The organism is Pseudomonas sp. Xaverov 259 (assembly GCF_019352915.1).
Lineage (GTDB): Bacteria > Pseudomonadota > Gammaproteobacteria > Pseudomonadales > Pseudomonadaceae > Aquipseudomonas.
Map to the genome: position 1 here is coordinate 658,965 of NZ_JAAAFV010000031.1, position 16,356 is coordinate 675,320.

The window sequence follows — 16,356 nt, forward strand, 5'->3', positions numbered from 1 at the left end:
CGATTGCTTCAGCTTGGCAAGATAAACATCGTTGCAAAACGTAAGAGACTTACAAGCAGCACCCCTTACAGCCTCTCTCACTGCCGTTTCAGCCCACTTCTGGCGGGACGGCCGACCCTCGACTTTCAATTGTTGAAATTCGTTTCGTAACCCGTTAACGCACCTGATAAGGAAACAACCGTAATGAACAACATCCGACTGGCTGCTGCTTTCCTGGCCGCTACCGGCATCGCCGCGCTGCCTGCTTTTGCCGCTGACGGCACCATCAGCCTGACCGGCGAAATCACCGGCACCACCTGCAGTATCAGTGGCGGTGCAGGCTCGGCGCCCGGCGCCAGCCCGAACTTCGCCGTGGTGCTCAACAAGGTCCAGGCCAGCGCGCTCAAGGCAAAAGGCCAGACGGCCGGCGCCACCCCATTTGTCGTGCGGGTGGGGGCGTGCCCCAAGGACACTACGGTGGCCGTGCTGTTCGAGAGCAGCAGCCCGGCAATCAACCCGGCTACCGGCAACTTGAAAAATCAGGCACCGGCCAAGCCGGTGCCTGCCACCCTCGTTGAGGTGCAGATTGTCGACGGTACTTCCCACAAGCCAATGGACCTGCGCCTGGCGCTCAATTCCAGCAGCGCAAAAGTCCCCGACAACGGTGAAGTGTCGCTGCCGTTTGCGGCCCAGTACTTCGCCACCGGCGCCGCAACCCCAGGCCCGGTGAGCACGCAAGTGCTGTACTCCGTCACGTTCCCCTGATCAAGGCCCGGTGCCTGGCGATTCGTCAGGCACTGGACAGCGCCTTCGAGGACAGCCCCATGCTTGCCCGACTCATGCTCGCTATTGTTTTGCTGGTCGCCATTTCGATTTGCAGCGGCTGGGCATCCGTTGCCCGTGCCGGTGTAGTGATCGATGGCACGCGGCACATATACCCGCAGCAGCGCCGTGAAATCACTCTGCGCCTGACCAATGACGACCCAGCCATTCCCCGCCTGGTTCAGGTGTGGCTGGACCAGGGTGACCAAACGTCAGACCCATCAAACAGCGACGTGCCTTTCAGCCTTTCGCCACCGGTGTTTCGCCTGAACCCGCAGAAAAGCCAGGCCGTGCGCTTGGTCTACACCCAGGAGCCACTGCCGGCTGATCGGGAATCGTTGTTTTGGCTGAATGCGCTGGAGATCCCGCCCAGGGTCAATACCGAGCAGGGCGATGCCCCGGCGAACCACCTGCAGTTTGCCTTTCGTATCCGCACCAAAGTGTTTTTTCGCCCGACTGATTTGCCAGGCAGCCCGAACGAAGCGCCCGCGCAATTGCGCTGGAGCTTGCGCCGCAGTGCCAAGGGGCCGGTGCTGCAGGTGCACAACCCATCGGCCTACCACGTCACCTTCAATGAGGTGGCGCTGGCCATGGGCGCGCAGAGTGAAGCACGGCTGTTACCGGCAGAAGAGGGCATGGTGGCGCCCGGCGGCGACCTGACACTGGCAGTGCACGAGGCCGTCCAGACAATCCCCGCAGATGCCCAGGTGCATTTCAAATACATCAATGACTACGGCACGTTTTCCACGCCGCAGCGTGCTCCACTGAAGTACTGACTATGCCTGCCTTGTTGTCATTCACGTTCTGCCAAGGCGCTGCCTGGCTGTTTTCCCACCCTCGGCTGCTGTTGCTGTTCGGCTTGCTCAGCACGCTGTTGTTATCGGCCGAGGCTGCCCCGTTGTTGTTTGACCTGGAGGCCTTTACCAGCGGCTTGTCCAGCCCGGCGGATATCTCACGCTTCAATACCAGCAATGTGTTGGCGCCTGGGGTATATCGCGTTGATGTGACACTTAACGGGCAACCGCTGGGCCGTCGCCCGGTCACCTTCACCAGCCAGAACAAACAGGAGGGTGCGCAACCCTGTGTGAGCGCGCAGCAACTGGCCGAACTCGGCGTGGTACTGCGCAACGTCGAGGCCGAGGCCGATGCTGATGAGCACTGTCGCGATTTCGCCGAATGGTTCCCCATGGCCACCAGCCGTGTCGATGTCGAATCCCTGACCCTGGACGTCAGCATCCCGCAGGTCTACATCACGCGCTCCGCACGCGACTACGTTGACCCAGCCGAGTGGGACAAGGGCATTGATGCCATATTGCTCAATTACCACTTCAGCGCCGCGGCGGTGACATCGGGTGCTGGTCAGGACCGCAGTTACCTGGGCCTGGACGACGGGGTCAACCTGGGTGACTGGCGACTGCGCCACCAGGGCGGGCAAGCCTGGGCGTCGCGAAGCGGCCGTCTGCCTTATCAAGCCACGGCCACCTATTTGCAACGCGCGGTTTCAGCCTGGCAGTCGCAACTGACCGTGGGTGACAGTTTCAGCAGCGGCCAGATCCTCGACGGCGTGCGCGTACGCGGCATTACCCTGGCCACTGATAACCGTATGCTTGCGCAATCGCAACAAGGCTATGCGCCCCAAGTGCGCGGCATTGCCGACAGTAATGCCACGGTGACGGTGCGCCAGAACGGCTACACCCTTTACGAAACCACTGTGGCGCCTGGGCCGTTTGTGATCGATGACCTCTACCCCACGGGCTACGGTGGTGACCTCGACGTCAGTGTCATCGAGGTAGACGGGCGGCGCAGCACCTTTGTCGTGCCTTATTCGGTGGCCCCGCAGCTGTTGCGTTACCGCGCCACTCACTACAGCGCAACGGTGGGACATGTGCAGCAGCATGGCGTGAGCGATGCCAACGCTTCGGTGTTTCAAGGCACGCTGCAACATGGGCTCGTCGATAACCTCACGGTTTACGGCGGCGCCACGCTTTCCCAGGGCTATAGCCAAGGCAAGGCGGGCCTGGCGATGAGTACACCCGTTGGCGCGTTCGCCCTGGACACTAGCCACTCGCGCACACAGGTGCAGGGGCAGGCCGTGGCTCGCGGACAGAGCCTTGGCTTGGCCTACAACAAGAACGTGCCGTTTTCGGGAACGCATTTTGCGCTCGGCGCCTATCGCTTCTCGACGGATGGCTACCTGAACCTGCCGGACGCATTGAATGTGCGCGACCTGGGCCGTCACGGCGGCAACCTGGACAGCTATGCCCGGCAAAAAAGCCGCCTGGACCTGACGATCAGCCAGCAGTTGGGGCCGGGCACCCTGAGCCTGTATGGCAGCTCTACGGACTACTGGGCCGGGCAGCAAGGGCGTCAGACGTCGTTCACGGCCAGCTATGGCGCCAACTGGAAGTCGCTCAGTTGGAACCTCTCGGCGCAGCGTTCGAGGGTCAGCGAGGTGTATCGGGCGAGCGACCACGAACGCGCTGACGATATTTTCTTCGGCCGCCCGACGCGAACCGAACACGTTGAGAATCACTGGGTGCTGAGCCTCTCCATGCCATTGGGCGAGGGCGCGCGCGCACCCACCTTGAGCAGTTCACTGTCGCGGGATGCGGGTGCTTCGCGCGGCAGTCAACAACAAGTCGGCATCAATGGCGTGCTGGGGGATACGGCGCAAACCCATTATGGTTGGGTTGGCAGTCGCGGCACCGGCAATCACGGTGGCTCAAGCTTCAACGCTTACGCGGGCTATCGCAGTAACGCCACCAACCTGCGCGGCGGTTATGGTCAGAGCCAGGGCAATGCACAAGTGTCCATGAGCGCCGACGGCGGCCTCATCGCCCACAGCGGTGGCGTGACCCTGGCGCAAAACCTCGGCGAGGCCTCGGCGTTGGTGTATGCACCGGATGCCCAAGGCGCGCAGCTCGGCGGTTCCGGGGTGCGTATCGACACGCACGGTTATGGGGTCATGTCTTCCTTGCGGGCGTACCAGCCCAATACCGTGGACATCGACCCGCAAGGCATGCCCATGGACGTGGAGTTAAAGGAGTCGAGCCGTTCCGTGGTGCCGACCTTGGGCGCCGTATCGCTGGTCAAGTTCGAGACCGTCAGTGGCCGTGCGGTGGTGATCAAGGCCACCCACTCGAACGGCAAGCCCCTGCCGTTCGCAGCCCAGGTATTTGATGAACAGGGCAACGAAGTCGGGGTGATCGGCCAGGCGGGCAAGGCTTTTGTGCGCGGGGTTGCCGACCACGGCAGGCTGACCGTGCAGTGGGCTGAGGCGGCGGGCGAGCGGTGTTTCATCCATTACCATTTGCCTGCCCGTGAGCCCGGTCGCCGCCAGGAAAATACCGATCAATTGGTCAGCCAGTGTCGCTACGAGGAGAGCACCTGATGAATCACACCATGCACGGGGTTCAGCTCTTTATGATCAGGCTTTCAGGCATCGTCGCACTGTTGAGCGGCTGGGCGTTCGCAACGCCTGCCCTGGCTCACTTTGGCAATGCTGGCGATTGTTCACCCCAGGCCAGCCTGAATGTCTCGATTGCGCCCATCACCCTGCAGGGCCAGGTACAGATCGGACAGGCCCTGGGCGCAGCAAACGGCTACGGCTTCGACAGCGCCAATGGCTACGTAATGCGCTGTCAATACAAGGATTGGCCTATCGGGCAACCCGTGACAGCGAACATCAGCCTGGTCAATTCGCCGGCTACGGGTATCACGTTCAGTGCGGAGGGCCTCTCGATGCCGGTCTACGCCACCAACCTGCCAGGAGTGGGGTTCGCGGTAATGGCCAGGGACCCCAGTCAAGCTTTTCACCCACTCAATCATGGCACCACGGCGTTATTGACCGTCAAACACAACAAGCCCAATGGGTGGGGGCTCCAGGGGCGGCTCTACCTGGTGGCTACCGGCCCAGTCTCGGCCGGCACAATCACTGCGCGCACGTTTGCCAACTACACGTTGACCAATGTCACGACCTCAGGCCCAGGCTACGCATCGGTAAGCTTCGGCAACACGGTGATAGCGCCGCCGCTGCGGCCTACTTGCCATGTCTCGACACCCTCGGTTGCCATGCCGATGGGGCCTGTGGCCAGCCGGGATTTCACCGGCGTAGGCAGCTACGCCGCCAGCGCGAGCCAGAACATCAGGCTAGACTGCGCCGGGGGCACCGGTGGCAGCGTGGATATCTGGGTCACGGTGACCGACCAGACCAACCCCGCAAATCGCGGCAATCAGCTGTCGCTGACGCGCACTTCGACAGCCAAAGGTGTAGCAATACAGCTGTTGAGTGGCCCCTCAGTGCTGAGCTATGGCGCCGATTCTTCGTCCGTGGGCAACCTGAACCAATGGCGGGTGACAAGCACGAGCAACGGCACCGTCACGATCCCCTTGACTGCTCGTTATGTCCAAACCGAAAAAATGATCCAGCCCGGTACAGCCAACGGGCTGGCTTCGTTCACCATGAGTTATCGGTGAGTGCCGGTGTGTTGCAGCCTTTGCGCGAGTGCGAGAAACGCAAGGGCTGCAGGTGAGGCCTGGCGCCGGTCCAACACCGCCAGGCCGACCCGGCGCGGCACGGGCGGCGATAACGGTCGGGCCACATAACGACTGTCGGCATGTTCCGGCAACGATGCCTGCGCCACGATGCTCACCCCGTCGCCACGGCTGACGGCTTCCAGCGTACTGAGCAATTGCGCGCAGCGGTAACGCACATTGGGTCGCAAACGGGCGACGCTGAACAGGCGCATCACCAACTCCGAAGAACCCGCCTCGGTGAGAATGAATGGATCATCACACAGCGCTTTGAGCGGCACTGACGTGCTGGCTACCAGCGGATGGGTAGCGGGTAACAGCGCGACAAGCTGATCCTCGAACAACGCCACGGTGTCGAAGCGTTCACTGTCTGCTTGCGTGTCGGCGAGCACCACAAACCCGACATCGACCCGCCGCTCATCCAGCCACTGGATGACCTGGCGGTCCGGCCCTTCGTCCACGTGCACCTCAATGCCTGGGTACGCCTGCCGAAAATGGCTAAGGATGGCCGGCAACAAGCGCACCGACGCGGTAGGCCCAAAGGAGCCGATGCGCAGGGTACCGCGCTTCATCCCGCGGGCATCGGCGGCTTCCTGCTGCAAGGTCGCGGCCAGGCCGAGCATGGCACGGGCGCGCCCGAGTAATTGCGCGCCGATATCGCTCAGTTCCACCCGCGTCTGGTGGCGCCGGAACAAGTCCACGCCCAACTCCTGCTCCAGGGCCTTGACGGCATGGGACACCGCCGACTGGCTGATGCCCAGGCGGTGAGCCGCAGTGGTGAATCCTTGCAGTTCGGCCACCAGAGAAAAAATTTCCAGTTGGGTCAAGGTCATGAGTAAAGGCTCATTTTACGATTACTGAACATTAGTCGAAGAATATGCCAATCCTGTCGCCTGTCGAGCAACTTCCCATGCACCCTCTCTCTGATCGCCTCACGTACCTCAAGCTCGCCGCTGTCAGCATGATCTGGGGCGGCACTTTTGTCGCCGGGCGCTACCTGGCCAATCAAGTCGACCCGCTGCTGGCCGCCAGCCTGCGGTTTATCCTGGCGAGCCTGGCGCTGCTGCTGTTCATGCTGTGCGCACGCATCCCGTTGGCGCGGCCACGTCCCCGGCAACTGCTGCGTCTGGCGCTGCTGGGTTTTTTCGGGATCTTTTTCTACAACCTGTGTTTCTTCTACGGCCTGCACTCCATCAACGCCTCGCGCGCTTCGTTGATCGTGGCGTTGAACCCGGCAGTGATCGGCCTGGCTTCCTGGTGGTTGTTCAAAGAGCGTCTCGGCGCTGCCAAGGTTGTGGGTATCACCGTGTGCCTGGCCGGCGCTGCGCTGGTGATCGTCAGTCGCAACCCGCAGCTGCTGCAAGGTGCCTCGAGTACCTGGCAGGGTGACGTATTGATTTTCGGCTGTGTGCTGGGATGGGGGATTTACTCGTTATGTTCCCGGGCGCTGAACCAAAGCCTGGGGCCGTTGCAAACGGTTACCTGGTCAGTGTTGCTCGGCACCCTGATGCTGACGCTGGTTACTGCGTTCACCGGGCGCTTCAGTGTTGAAGGGCTCGCCAGCCTGCACTGGCCGCAGGTGGTGAGCCTGGTGTATTTGGGCGTGTTCGGCTCCGCGCTGGCGTACATCGGCTATTACGATGGCATCCGGCGCATCGGTGCGACCCGCGCGGGCGTGTTCATCGCACTGAACCCGCTGACGGCGGTGATCTGTGGCGCGCTGCTGCTCGGCGAGCAACTGACGTTGCCCATGGTGTTGGGCGGCGCAGTGATCCTGTTGGGCATCTATTTATGCAACAAACCCCTTGCGCAGCCAAAGGCAATAGGGATTTGATAAGAGTGCGGACAAATACTGTTACGCTGTGTAGAATCGATTTACGCATACAAGAATATGGACTTGCGCTCACGCAAGCCTCGGCCGTCAGAGACTGATGTAATCATGAAGCTACTCGGCTCCCCCCTCATTTTTGGTGACTTCCTCGCCCGCAGCGTGCGGGGCCTCTCGTGTGCGCCACCGTGCAACCTCATCCTTGCCTGTAATTGACTGCTTGCTACTTACAAGAATGATGAGGTGCCGAAATGGCCGACCAATACGAAAACCCAATGGGCCTGATGGGCTTTGAATTTATTGAATTCGCATCGCCGACTCCGGGCACCCTGGAGCCGATCTTCGAAATCATGGGTTTCACCAAAGTGGCGACCCACCGCTCCAAGAACGTGCACCTGTATCGCCAGGGCGAGATCAACCTGATCCTCAACAACCAGCCCGACAGCCTGGCGTCGTACTTTGCCGCCGAACACGGCCCGTCGGTGTGCGGCATGGCGTTCCGCGTCAAAGACTCGCAGCAAGCCTACAACCGCGCGCTGGAACTGGGCGCTCAGCCGATTCATATCGAAACCGGCCCGATGGAACTCAACCTGCCGGCCATCAAGGGCATCGGCGGTGCGCCGCTTTACCTGATCGACCGTTTTGGCGAAGGCAGCTCGATCTATGACATCGACTTCGTGTACCTCGAAGGTGTGGACCGCAACCCGGTAGGGGCGGGCCTCAAGGTTATCGACCACCTGACCCACAACGTGTATCGCGGCCGCATGGTCTACTGGGCCAACTTCTACGAGAAGCTGTTCAACTTCCGTGAAGCACGCTACTTCGATATCAAGGGCGAATACACCGGCCTGACGTCCAAGGCCATGAGTGCCCCGGACGGCATGATCCGCATCCCGCTGAACGAGGAATCGTCCAAAGGCGCGGGCCAGATCGAAGAGTTCCTGATGCAGTTCAACGGCGAAGGCATCCAGCACGTGGCGTTCCTCACCGAAGACCTGGTCAAGACCTGGGATGCGCTGAAGAAGATCGGCATGCGCTTCATGACCGCGCCGCCAGACACCTACTACGAAATGCTCGAAGGCCGCCTGCCCAACCACGGCGAGCCGGTGGACCAACTGCAGGCACGCGGTATTTTGCTGGATGGTTCCTCGATCGAGGGCGACAAGCGTCTGCTGCTGCAGATCTTCTCGGAAACCCTGATGGGTCCGGTGTTCTTCGAATTCATCCAGCGCAAAGGCGACGATGGGTTTGGCGAGGGCAACTTCAAGGCACTGTTCGAGTCGATCGAGCGTGACCAGGTGCGTCGCGGTGTACTGACCACCGACTAAGTGTCAGCAACCAAAAAGCCCGCCTGAGAGGGTTCTCAGCCGGGCTTTTTAGTGCCTACACATTTTAAGCTTTGCGCTGACGCACCAAATGTTTGAAGCCTTCATACACCAGCACCATCACGGCCAGCCAGATCGGGATATACGTCAGCCACTGATCGCCCTTGATGCCTTCTCCCAATAACAAGGCGACGAAGAGCAGCAACACCGGCTCCACGTAGCTCAGCAGCCCGAACAGGCTGAAGGCCAATAAGCGACTGGCAATGATATAGCTCACCAACGCCGAGGCACTGATCAAGCCCAGCATCGGAATCAACGCATACAGCCTGGGATACAGATCGAGCACGGCAAAGCCTTGTTCGCCGTGCTGCACAAACCACCAGGCCACCGGCAACATCAGCGCCATGTCCAGCCACAAGCCACCCAAGTGATCAGTGCGCAGGTATTTACGCACCACGAAGTACACCGGGTAACCGATGATCACCACCAGGGTCGCCCAGGAAAAACCACCGGCCTGGTACAGCTCATTGAGCACCCCCAGCGCGGCAAAAAATACCGCAATTTGCTGCAAACGCGACAAGCGTTCGCCGTACACCAGGCGCCCGGTCAGCACCATGGTCAGCGGCAGCAGGAAATAGCCCACTGACACATCCAGGCTGCGCCCATTCAGCGGCGCCCACATAAACAACCACAATTGCACGCCCAGCAGAGCAGACGACAGCACCACGCCGCCGATCAATCGCGGTTTGGCCGCCAGCATTCGCAGCAACTCCCACACGCGTCGCCATTCACCGCTGACGATCATGAACACAGTCATGCACGGCACGGTCAGCAACATGCGCCAACCAAAAATCTCCAGGCCGCTCAAGGGCGTGAGCAGCGAGGTAAAGTAGTACATCACGGCAAACAACACCGAGGCCAAGACCGATAAAACAACACCTTTAGACACACTGTCCTCGCGAACGCTGATTTTTACAGAAGAAGGGGCAACTTAGGTGGGGAATATAGGGTTCACGACATTCTTTGTCACGTCGATTAAGTCGTTCTAATGGAACATATTCCCCCGTTCACTCCACATAAGCATGACTTCGCGTGGCTAGCATGACCACGCTTAGTTTTGCAGGGAAAGTTTTGCACGGTTTATCAACGCCCAGCAAAAGCTTCAACTAATGGAAAAAAGTAGTAAGCGCGACTTTGAGGGGCGTCATCACTGCGTGATGATAACCGTGACTCTGGCAGGGAGTGGTTCAGGGGGTTGCAGACTTAGACATAAGACAACGAGGCCTATTCTATGCAACGCATCTCCCCCTATTACGGTTCTTCACCCGCCACCTTCAACGGCTTGCCCGGTATTATGGGCAGGTGGGGCGAAAGCTTTGCATTTCCGAAAGGTGACACACCTTCCTGGAAAAAACTTGAAGTCTACAAGACCTTTTCCGAGTCGGTCGCGCGCGATACCAAAAGCGGTGCACTCACTGCGGACGGAAAAACATTACTGGAAGCGGTAGCCGCATCAGACAGATTCAAACAACCTCGCGTGAGTACTTATAACTTCAACGTGGGCCGTTATCCGGCCAAACATAGTTTCATCGTCAAGCGCGAACCGATCGAGCCGGGCGCTGTGAATTTCGTATTGTGGATGCCGGAGAAGGGCTTTAAATCAAGTTATGAGTTTAAAAGCTATCGGGCAATCAACGATTTTCTGAAAAGCCTGACGACAAAGCCTGACGCCTTGAATGCGTTTCTTGCCCATTTTGGCGACAAAACAGCGTCTTCCCCTGTCAGAGCAGCGTTACACGAGCTGGCATCCGCAACTGAAGGCAGTGCACCTAAAACACTGGTGGGGCCAGGCAAGCATATCCCAGGGAATGTGTTTGAGCACTTGGATCGCACCAGTGAAAATCCCACGACCATTATTTTTGTCAATGGCCTGGTCAAACAGCAACTGGAATCAGTCGATGCAGGCCGGCCGACCTTTAGCGGCGTGCGACCCGATGGAGAGACGGTGGTTTATCGGTATGACTTTCACGGCAATTTGCTAGGTTCCGGTGACAAGGGGAATTTTTACTTCCTTAGAAACGGTGCTCATAGTCAACTGCCACTGACGCCCATCACATTGCCACAACTGAGAGCACTCGCCTTCAGGGGCAATGGTGATCTGAATTCTGTAGTCAATGCCTTCGCCAACTTTCTGGAAAGTCCATTTTCCGGAGTTTCAACGCTTCTGCAAGCGCTTGGCGTGGACAAAGCAACTGCCGATACAGTCGAGCGAGGCCTGGATAACCCCGTCAATGCCGTATTGCTTTTCTTGAATAAGAACAACGATATCGGCAGGGTATTCGGTCTGCCAAAAAGTGAGATGGACGCGATACTGACCAACTTTGCTACTACCGCTCAGGGGTTTGTGCCTGTCTATGGTACTTACAGGTCTGTCGCGGCCGTGGCGGCGAAGATATTAAAACAACAGCCTGTGACCGAAGAAGAGGCCAGAGAAGCCGCCCATGGGTTAGGTATCAAAGCCGATATAAAACTATAACCTGGCAATCCACAACCCCGCCCACAGTGGAAACCGTGGGCGGGGGATTACTATCGACTAATACGCCCCGACACAAAATGGCTCACATCGTTAAACCCTGGCGTCGACGAATGCCCCGGCGTCACCAGCGAGTCAATAAACGCCTCATCTTCTGCCGTGATCTTCACCTCCAGCGCTCCGGTGTACGCATCCCACTGCGCCTCGGTACGCGGCCCGACAATCGCCGAGCTCACCGCCGAGTTGTTCAGCACCCAGGCAATCGCAAACTCGACAATCCCCACGCCGCGCCCTTGGGTGTACTGCTGAATCTGCTGGGCAATGCGCAGCGACTCCACCCGCCATTCGGTTTCCAGGATGCGTTTGTCCTGGCGCGCCGCACGGCTGCCGGCCTCCGGCGTCACGTCGGGCGCGTACTTGCCGCTGAGTACCCCTCGCGCCAGTGGGCTGTAAGGCACCACGCCCAGGCCATAGGCGGCGGCTGCGGTGATCTGCTCGACTTCAGCCTGACGGTTGACGATGTTGTACAGCGGCTGGCTGATAACAGGTTTGTCGACACCCAGGCGTTCGGCCAGGCGAATCACTTCGGCGATACGCCAGCCCCGGTAGTTGGAAAGGCCCCAGTAGCGGATCTTGCCTTGGCGGATCAGGTCGCCAATCGCTGACACGGTGACCTCCAGCGGCGTGTCGTGGTCCTCGCGGTGCAGGTAGTAGATATCCAGGTAGTCGGTATCCAGGCGTGTCAGGCTGGCTTCCAACGCATTGAAAATGCGCTTGCGGCTCAAGCCGCTGCGGTTGGGCAGGCCGTCTGCCGGGCCGAAACCGACTTTGGACGCCACCACCCAATCCGCCCGATGGCGGGTGATCGCTTCGCCGACGATTTCCTCGGAGCGCCCACCCGTGTAGACGTCGGCGGTGTCGATAAAATTGATGCCCTGGTCCCAGGCCTTGTAGATGATGCGCAGCGAGTCTTCCGTGTTGGTCTGCTCGCCAAACATCATGGTGCCCAGGGTCAGCGCGCTGACCTTCAACCCGGACTCACCCAATGTACGGTAAATCATGCAAAGCTCCTCATGGCAGGGAAACGTCAACCATGCAATACCAGACTCGACGGCTCTGGAACAAGCCCTGCGCGTGTTTCTTCATGCACTCAGCAAAGTCTGGCAGCGCTGCTGTAAAAAGCCATGCAGCACTTTTACCCGTTCCGACACCTGCAAGCGGTGTGGACACATCAGGTTGAACGGCGTGGGCTCGCCTTGCCAGTCGGGCAGCAGTGGCACCAAGCGCCCGGCCTTGATATCGCCGGCAATATCCAGATTGGCCTTGTAAGCAATGCCGTGGCCGGCCAGTGCCCAGCGCCGCACAATTTCGCCGTCGTCGCTCAGGTAGTCGCCCGACACCTCGACCTCTTGCAGCATGGCGCCCTGGCGAAAGTACCAAGTGCTATTCGCTTGCCCACGGCGCATGTAGCGCAACGTACTGTGCTGCGCCAGGTCAGCCGGCGTGCGCGGTGTGCCATGGCGCGCCAGGTAGTCGGGGCTGGCGCAGGGGATGCGACGGTGGCCAGGCACCACGGGCAACGCCACCAGGCTGGAATCTCTTGGCACACCAAAACGCAGGGCAATGTCGACGGTGTCGCGGAACAGATCCGCGTTGCTGTCGTTGAGCAACAACTGCAGGCGGATCGTCGGATGTTCGAGCTTGAACTCATCCAGCCAGCCCAGCAGTACGTTACGGCCGAAATCCGAAGGTGCCGCCAGTTGCAATAACCCACTCAGGCTCTGGCCTTGTTGCTTGATCGCCTGTTCACCTTCGGCCAGCGCCTCGAGGGCCACCCGCACGCTGTCCAGGTAGCGCCGGCCTTCTTCGGTCAGGCGCATGCTACGCGTGGAGCGGGCCAGCAGGCGAATGCCCAGCCGGGTTTCCAGGCGCTTGAGCGCGATACTCGCCGCCGCCGGGGTAAGGTTGAGGCTGCGCGCCGCCGCCGACAGGCTGCCGGTGTCGGCGGTCCGTACGAACACTTCAAGGTCCAGGGTCGAGCTCATTTGTAAAAATCCTTTAAAGATCTTGTCGTTTTACCGGGATTTTTCGCCGATTGCCAAGCTGAGAAGATCAACGCTCATTTTCTCAGCCAGGTAGCAACCCCATGACATCTTCCCTCAGCGGTAAAACCGTCATCGTGATCGGCGGCAGCAGCGGCATCGGTGCCGCCGTGGCCAAGGCTGCCGCCGCCCGTGGCGCACACGTGGTGCTGGCCGGGCGCCGTTTGACCTCCGGTGCGGGCAATGGCGTGCGCAGCGAACCGGTGGACGTCACCGACAGCGCCTCCTTGCAACGTTTGTTCGAGACGGTCGGGCGCTTTGACCACTTGGTGTTTACCTCCGGTCCGTCGGTGCAGGCCAAACCGCTGATCGAGACGGATCTGGACGAGGCCCGGGACAACTTCAACGTGAAACTCTGGGGCGCATTACGTGCGATCCAACAAGCGCTGCCGTTTTTGGCCGAGCACGGCAGCATCAGCCTGACCTCGGGCCAACTGGGTCGTAAGTTGATGCCCGGTCAGTTCATCAAGACCGGCATCAATGCGGCGACTGAAGCGCTGGGCAAGCAGCTTGCAAAGGAGTTGGCGCCACGGCGGGTCAACGTGATCAGCCCGGGCGTGATTGATACGCCGGCCTATGCGGGGCTGGCAGAGGAGCAACGCCTGGCGATGTTCGCCAAGGCGGGTGCGGCGTTGCCCGTCGGGCGAGTCGGGCAGGCAGAGGAGGTTGCGGCAGGGTACGTACTGGCCATGGAAAATGGCTTTGTCAGCGGCGCGGTAATTGATATCGACGGTGGAGGCCTGCTGTAAACCCTGAGCAAACGTGCGGGGGCTGGTTGGCAAAGGGCGCAGGCACTGCAAAAAGGTATGGCTGCACAGGCCGCCATGCCAGCTTAGTCGCAAGTCAACGCGTTGAGGCTCGGGTTTGCAGGGAGAACCTGAACGTCGCGCCATGCCCTGGGCGCTCCACCAGTTCGATACTGCGCCCATGCAGTTGCAGGATTCGGTGCACGATGCGCAAGCCCAGGCCGCCATCGCGGCGCGCGCCGCCGATGGTGAAGGCGCGCAGGAACAAGCCTTCGTGTAATTGGGCATCGATTCCGGGGCCGCTGTCGCTGACCGTGACTGCCACGGCACCGGCCTCGGGCGCCAGGATCACCTCGACTTCGCCATTCACCGGCGTATGGCGCAGCGCGTTGTCCAGCAGGTTGGTGAGCACCCGCTCGATCAGGCCCAGGTCGGCCAGCACCGTCGGCACCTGGGGCGGCAGGGAGGCGGTGAGGGTGATGGCGCGGGCTTCGGCGGTCAGCTCGAATTTCTGGAAAATGTCCTGCACCAGATCCGGCAGCGAGAAGCCCTCAATCACCGGCTGCACAAAACCATGCTCCAGGCGCACCAACTCCAGCAGTGACTGGGCCAAGCCGCCGACTTTGCGGCTCTGGTCCAGCGCGATGCCGAGGTAGCGCCGGCGTTCTTCGGGGCTCAGGCTCGCATCCTTGAGCGACAGGGTTTCCAGGTAGCCATGCAAGGACGCCAGCGGCGTGCGCAGGTCGTGGGAAATATTCGCGACCATCTCCCGGCGTTCCTGGTCTTGATGGGTAATGGCGCGCCATTGCTCGCCCAGGCGGTTTTCCATCTGCACAAAGGCGTGGTCGAGCACGGCGATTTCATCGCCGCTGTCGAGTTCGGGCACCGTCGTTTCGGCGGCTTTCGGCGCGCCGTTGATGTCAAACCGGCCGACCTTGTCGGTCAGTTGGCGCAAGGGGCGGGTGATCCAGGCAAAGGCGATCAGGCCTGCCATCAGGCACAGCAAGGCGACCAGGCCGATGGACCACAGGGCGATCTTCAAGGCCATGCCTGTGGCGTCCTTGGCGTCGTACACGTCATGGGCTTCGCCCAGCAGCACCACGTACAGAAACCCGGTTTGCTGGCCGTTGGCCTTGAGCGGCGCCGCGCTGAACACTTTGCGTCCGTCGATGCTGCGCGGGTCGTCACCCAGAATCGGCAGCATGGCGCCGCTCAGAAAGCGCCGAACCGGCGCGAGGTCCACGTGATCACGCAGCAAATGCCCGCTGGGGGCGGCGTTACCGACCACACGGCCGTCAATATCGAGCAGGTACACCTCGACACTGGGGTTAACCAGCATCAATTGGCTGAACAGGTTACGCACGGCATCGGGCTTGAGGCCGTCGGCGTCCATCAGTTGGGTATCGCGGGCAATGTGCGCCGCCAGGTCGCGGGACAGGCCTTGCACCACTTCCAGTTCATGCATGTGGTTGGAGCGCACCTGCAGCCAGGCCGAAGTGCCGCTGCAGATCACCAGCAACACGGCAAACACCACCGACAGGCGTTGGGTCAGGGTCAACTTCATGTGGCATTCTCGGCGAATTTGTAGCCACGGCCCCACACCGTGAGGATGCGCGCCGGGTTGGCCGGGTCGACCTCGACCTTGGCGCGCAGCCGGTTGATATGGGTGTTTACGGTGTGCTCATAGCCTTCGTGGCTGTAGCCCCACACGGCGTTGAGCAGGTCCATGCGCGAGAAGACTTTGCCGGGCTGACGGGCAAAGAAGTACAGCAGGTCGAATTCACGCGGCGTCAGGTCCAGGCGCTGGCCTTGCAGGGTGGCGTCACGGGTCAGTGGGTTGATGAACAGCGCACCCAGCTCCAGGCTGCCGGCGTCCATCTTCAGGTTGCGCGCCATCGCGTCGACCCGACGCAACAGGGCCTTGACCCGCGCCACCAGCTCCGGCATCGAGAACGGCTTGGCCAGATAGTCATCGGCGCCCAGCTCCAGGCCGAGGATGCGGTGCAATTCGCTGGAACGCGCGCTGGTGATGATGATCGGTGTGTAGCGCGCCATGGCGCGGGCGCGGCGGCAGATTTCCAGGCCATCGACACCGGGCAGCATCAGGTCGAGGATCAGTGCATCCCAGCCACCTTGTTCGAGCAGGCCCAGGCCTTCGGTGCCGTCGGCGCTGTGCACCACCTCGAACTGCTCGTCGCGCAGGTGCAGGCAGATCAAATCGGCAATATGGGCATCGTCCTCGACCACCAGGACACGTTTGGGCTGATCCATAAAACAAAACCTTCGCTTGTAGTCGGCGCATTGTGCGGGTTTTGACACAGTGTAGTTATCACGAATTGTTTAACTCTGCGTGAGGATTTCGCGACCGCCCAAGGCTCAGGATGGCGACATTGTTGCTGCGGATGGGTTTTATGTGGCGAGCGGGCTTGCCCCGCGTTGGGCTGCGTAGCGGCCCCCAAAAAGCGGGAGCGCTGCGCACTCCAACGCG

The 16,356-nt window shown here is 60.5% G+C and carries 14 protein-coding genes; 8 read left to right on the plus strand and 6 right to left on the minus strand.

The features are described 5' to 3' along the window. The first annotated feature begins 183 nt into the window (after nucleotides 1-183). From K0H48_RS13475 to K0H48_RS13490, 4 genes are read left to right on the plus strand one after another with little or no spacing between them, the layout of a single operon-like run. Complete coding sequence (locus K0H48_RS13475; protein ID WP_219267842.1) at nucleotides 184-744, plus strand: fimbrial protein; 561 nt, start codon at nucleotides 184-186, stop codon at nucleotides 742-744. Between the two features lie 59 nt (nucleotides 745-803). Continuing rightward, nucleotides 804-1,577: a molecular chaperone gene (locus K0H48_RS13480; protein WP_219267843.1), complete on the plus strand. Its 774-nt coding sequence runs from the start codon at nucleotides 804-806 to the stop codon at nucleotides 1,575-1,577. Nucleotides 1,578-1,579: 2 nt separating this feature from the next. After that, nucleotides 1,580-4,192, plus strand: coding sequence for a fimbria/pilus outer membrane usher protein (locus K0H48_RS13485; RefSeq protein ID WP_219267844.1), 2,613 nt, complete (start codon nucleotides 1,580-1,582; stop codon nucleotides 4,190-4,192). Then, entirely contained in the window at nucleotides 4,192-5,277 is a 1,086-nt protein-coding gene (locus tag K0H48_RS13490) for a fimbrial protein (RefSeq protein ID WP_219267845.1), read from the plus strand. Before K0H48_RS13485 ends, K0H48_RS13490 begins: the two co-directional genes overlap by 1 nt. Here K0H48_RS13490 and K0H48_RS13495 read toward each other — a convergent pair. Next, nucleotides 5,268-6,167, minus strand: a complete 900-nt coding sequence (locus tag K0H48_RS13495; RefSeq protein ID WP_219267846.1) for a LysR family transcriptional regulator — start codon at nucleotides 6,165-6,167, stop codon at nucleotides 5,268-5,270. The genes K0H48_RS13490 and K0H48_RS13495 overlap by 10 nt on opposite strands. 77 nt (nucleotides 6,168-6,244) lie before the next feature. On the opposite strand from K0H48_RS13495, the gene K0H48_RS13500 reads away from it, so the two are divergent. Next, entirely contained in the window at nucleotides 6,245-7,168 is a 924-nt protein-coding gene (locus K0H48_RS13500) for a DMT family transporter (RefSeq protein WP_219267847.1), read from the plus strand. Nucleotides 7,169-7,413: 245 nt separating this feature from the next. Beyond that, on the plus strand, nucleotides 7,414-8,490 hold the full coding sequence (gene hppD, locus K0H48_RS13505) for a 4-hydroxyphenylpyruvate dioxygenase (protein ID WP_017135508.1): 1,077 nt from the start codon (nucleotides 7,414-7,416) through the stop codon (nucleotides 8,488-8,490). Nucleotides 8,491-8,554: 64 nt separating this feature from the next. Here the strand turns inward: hppD and rarD are convergent, their stop codons facing one another. Continuing rightward, complete coding sequence (rarD, locus tag K0H48_RS13510) at nucleotides 8,555-9,436, minus strand: EamA family transporter RarD (protein ID WP_219267848.1); 882 nt, start codon at nucleotides 9,434-9,436, stop codon at nucleotides 8,555-8,557. A 342-nt stretch (nucleotides 9,437-9,778) separates the two neighbouring features. On the opposite strand from rarD, the gene K0H48_RS13515 reads away from it, so the two are divergent. Then, complete coding sequence (locus tag K0H48_RS13515) at nucleotides 9,779-11,023, plus strand: hypothetical protein (RefSeq protein ID WP_219267849.1); 1,245 nt, start codon at nucleotides 9,779-9,781, stop codon at nucleotides 11,021-11,023. Between the two features lie 50 nt (nucleotides 11,024-11,073). Here K0H48_RS13515 and K0H48_RS13520 read toward each other — a convergent pair whose 3' ends face one another. Further along, nucleotides 11,074-12,081: an aldo/keto reductase gene (locus tag K0H48_RS13520; protein WP_219267850.1), complete on the minus strand. Its 1,008-nt coding sequence runs from the start codon at nucleotides 12,079-12,081 to the stop codon at nucleotides 11,074-11,076. A gap of 81 nt (nucleotides 12,082-12,162) precedes the next feature. Then, complete coding sequence (locus tag K0H48_RS13525; protein ID WP_219267851.1) at nucleotides 12,163-13,065, minus strand: LysR family transcriptional regulator; 903 nt, start codon at nucleotides 13,063-13,065, stop codon at nucleotides 12,163-12,165. Between the two features lie 101 nt (nucleotides 13,066-13,166). Between K0H48_RS13525 and K0H48_RS13530 the strand changes: the two genes are divergently transcribed. Continuing rightward, nucleotides 13,167-13,871: an SDR family oxidoreductase gene (locus tag K0H48_RS13530; RefSeq protein ID WP_219267852.1), complete on the plus strand. Its 705-nt coding sequence runs from the start codon at nucleotides 13,167-13,169 to the stop codon at nucleotides 13,869-13,871. Nucleotides 13,872-13,965: 94 nt separating this feature from the next. Here K0H48_RS13530 and K0H48_RS13535 read toward each other — a convergent pair whose 3' ends face one another. Both K0H48_RS13535 and K0H48_RS13540 read right to left on the minus strand, forming a co-directional pair. After that, on the minus strand, nucleotides 13,966-15,432 hold the full coding sequence (locus K0H48_RS13535; RefSeq protein ID WP_219267853.1) for a HAMP domain-containing sensor histidine kinase: 1,467 nt from the start codon (nucleotides 15,430-15,432) through the stop codon (nucleotides 13,966-13,968). Then, nucleotides 15,429-16,139 (minus strand): response regulator transcription factor, encoded by a 711-nt coding sequence (locus tag K0H48_RS13540; protein ID WP_138817733.1) that lies wholly within the window; start codon nucleotides 16,137-16,139, stop codon nucleotides 15,429-15,431. The genes K0H48_RS13535 and K0H48_RS13540 overlap by 4 nt, the downstream gene beginning before the upstream one ends. Nucleotides 16,140-16,356 lie beyond the last annotated feature (217 nt).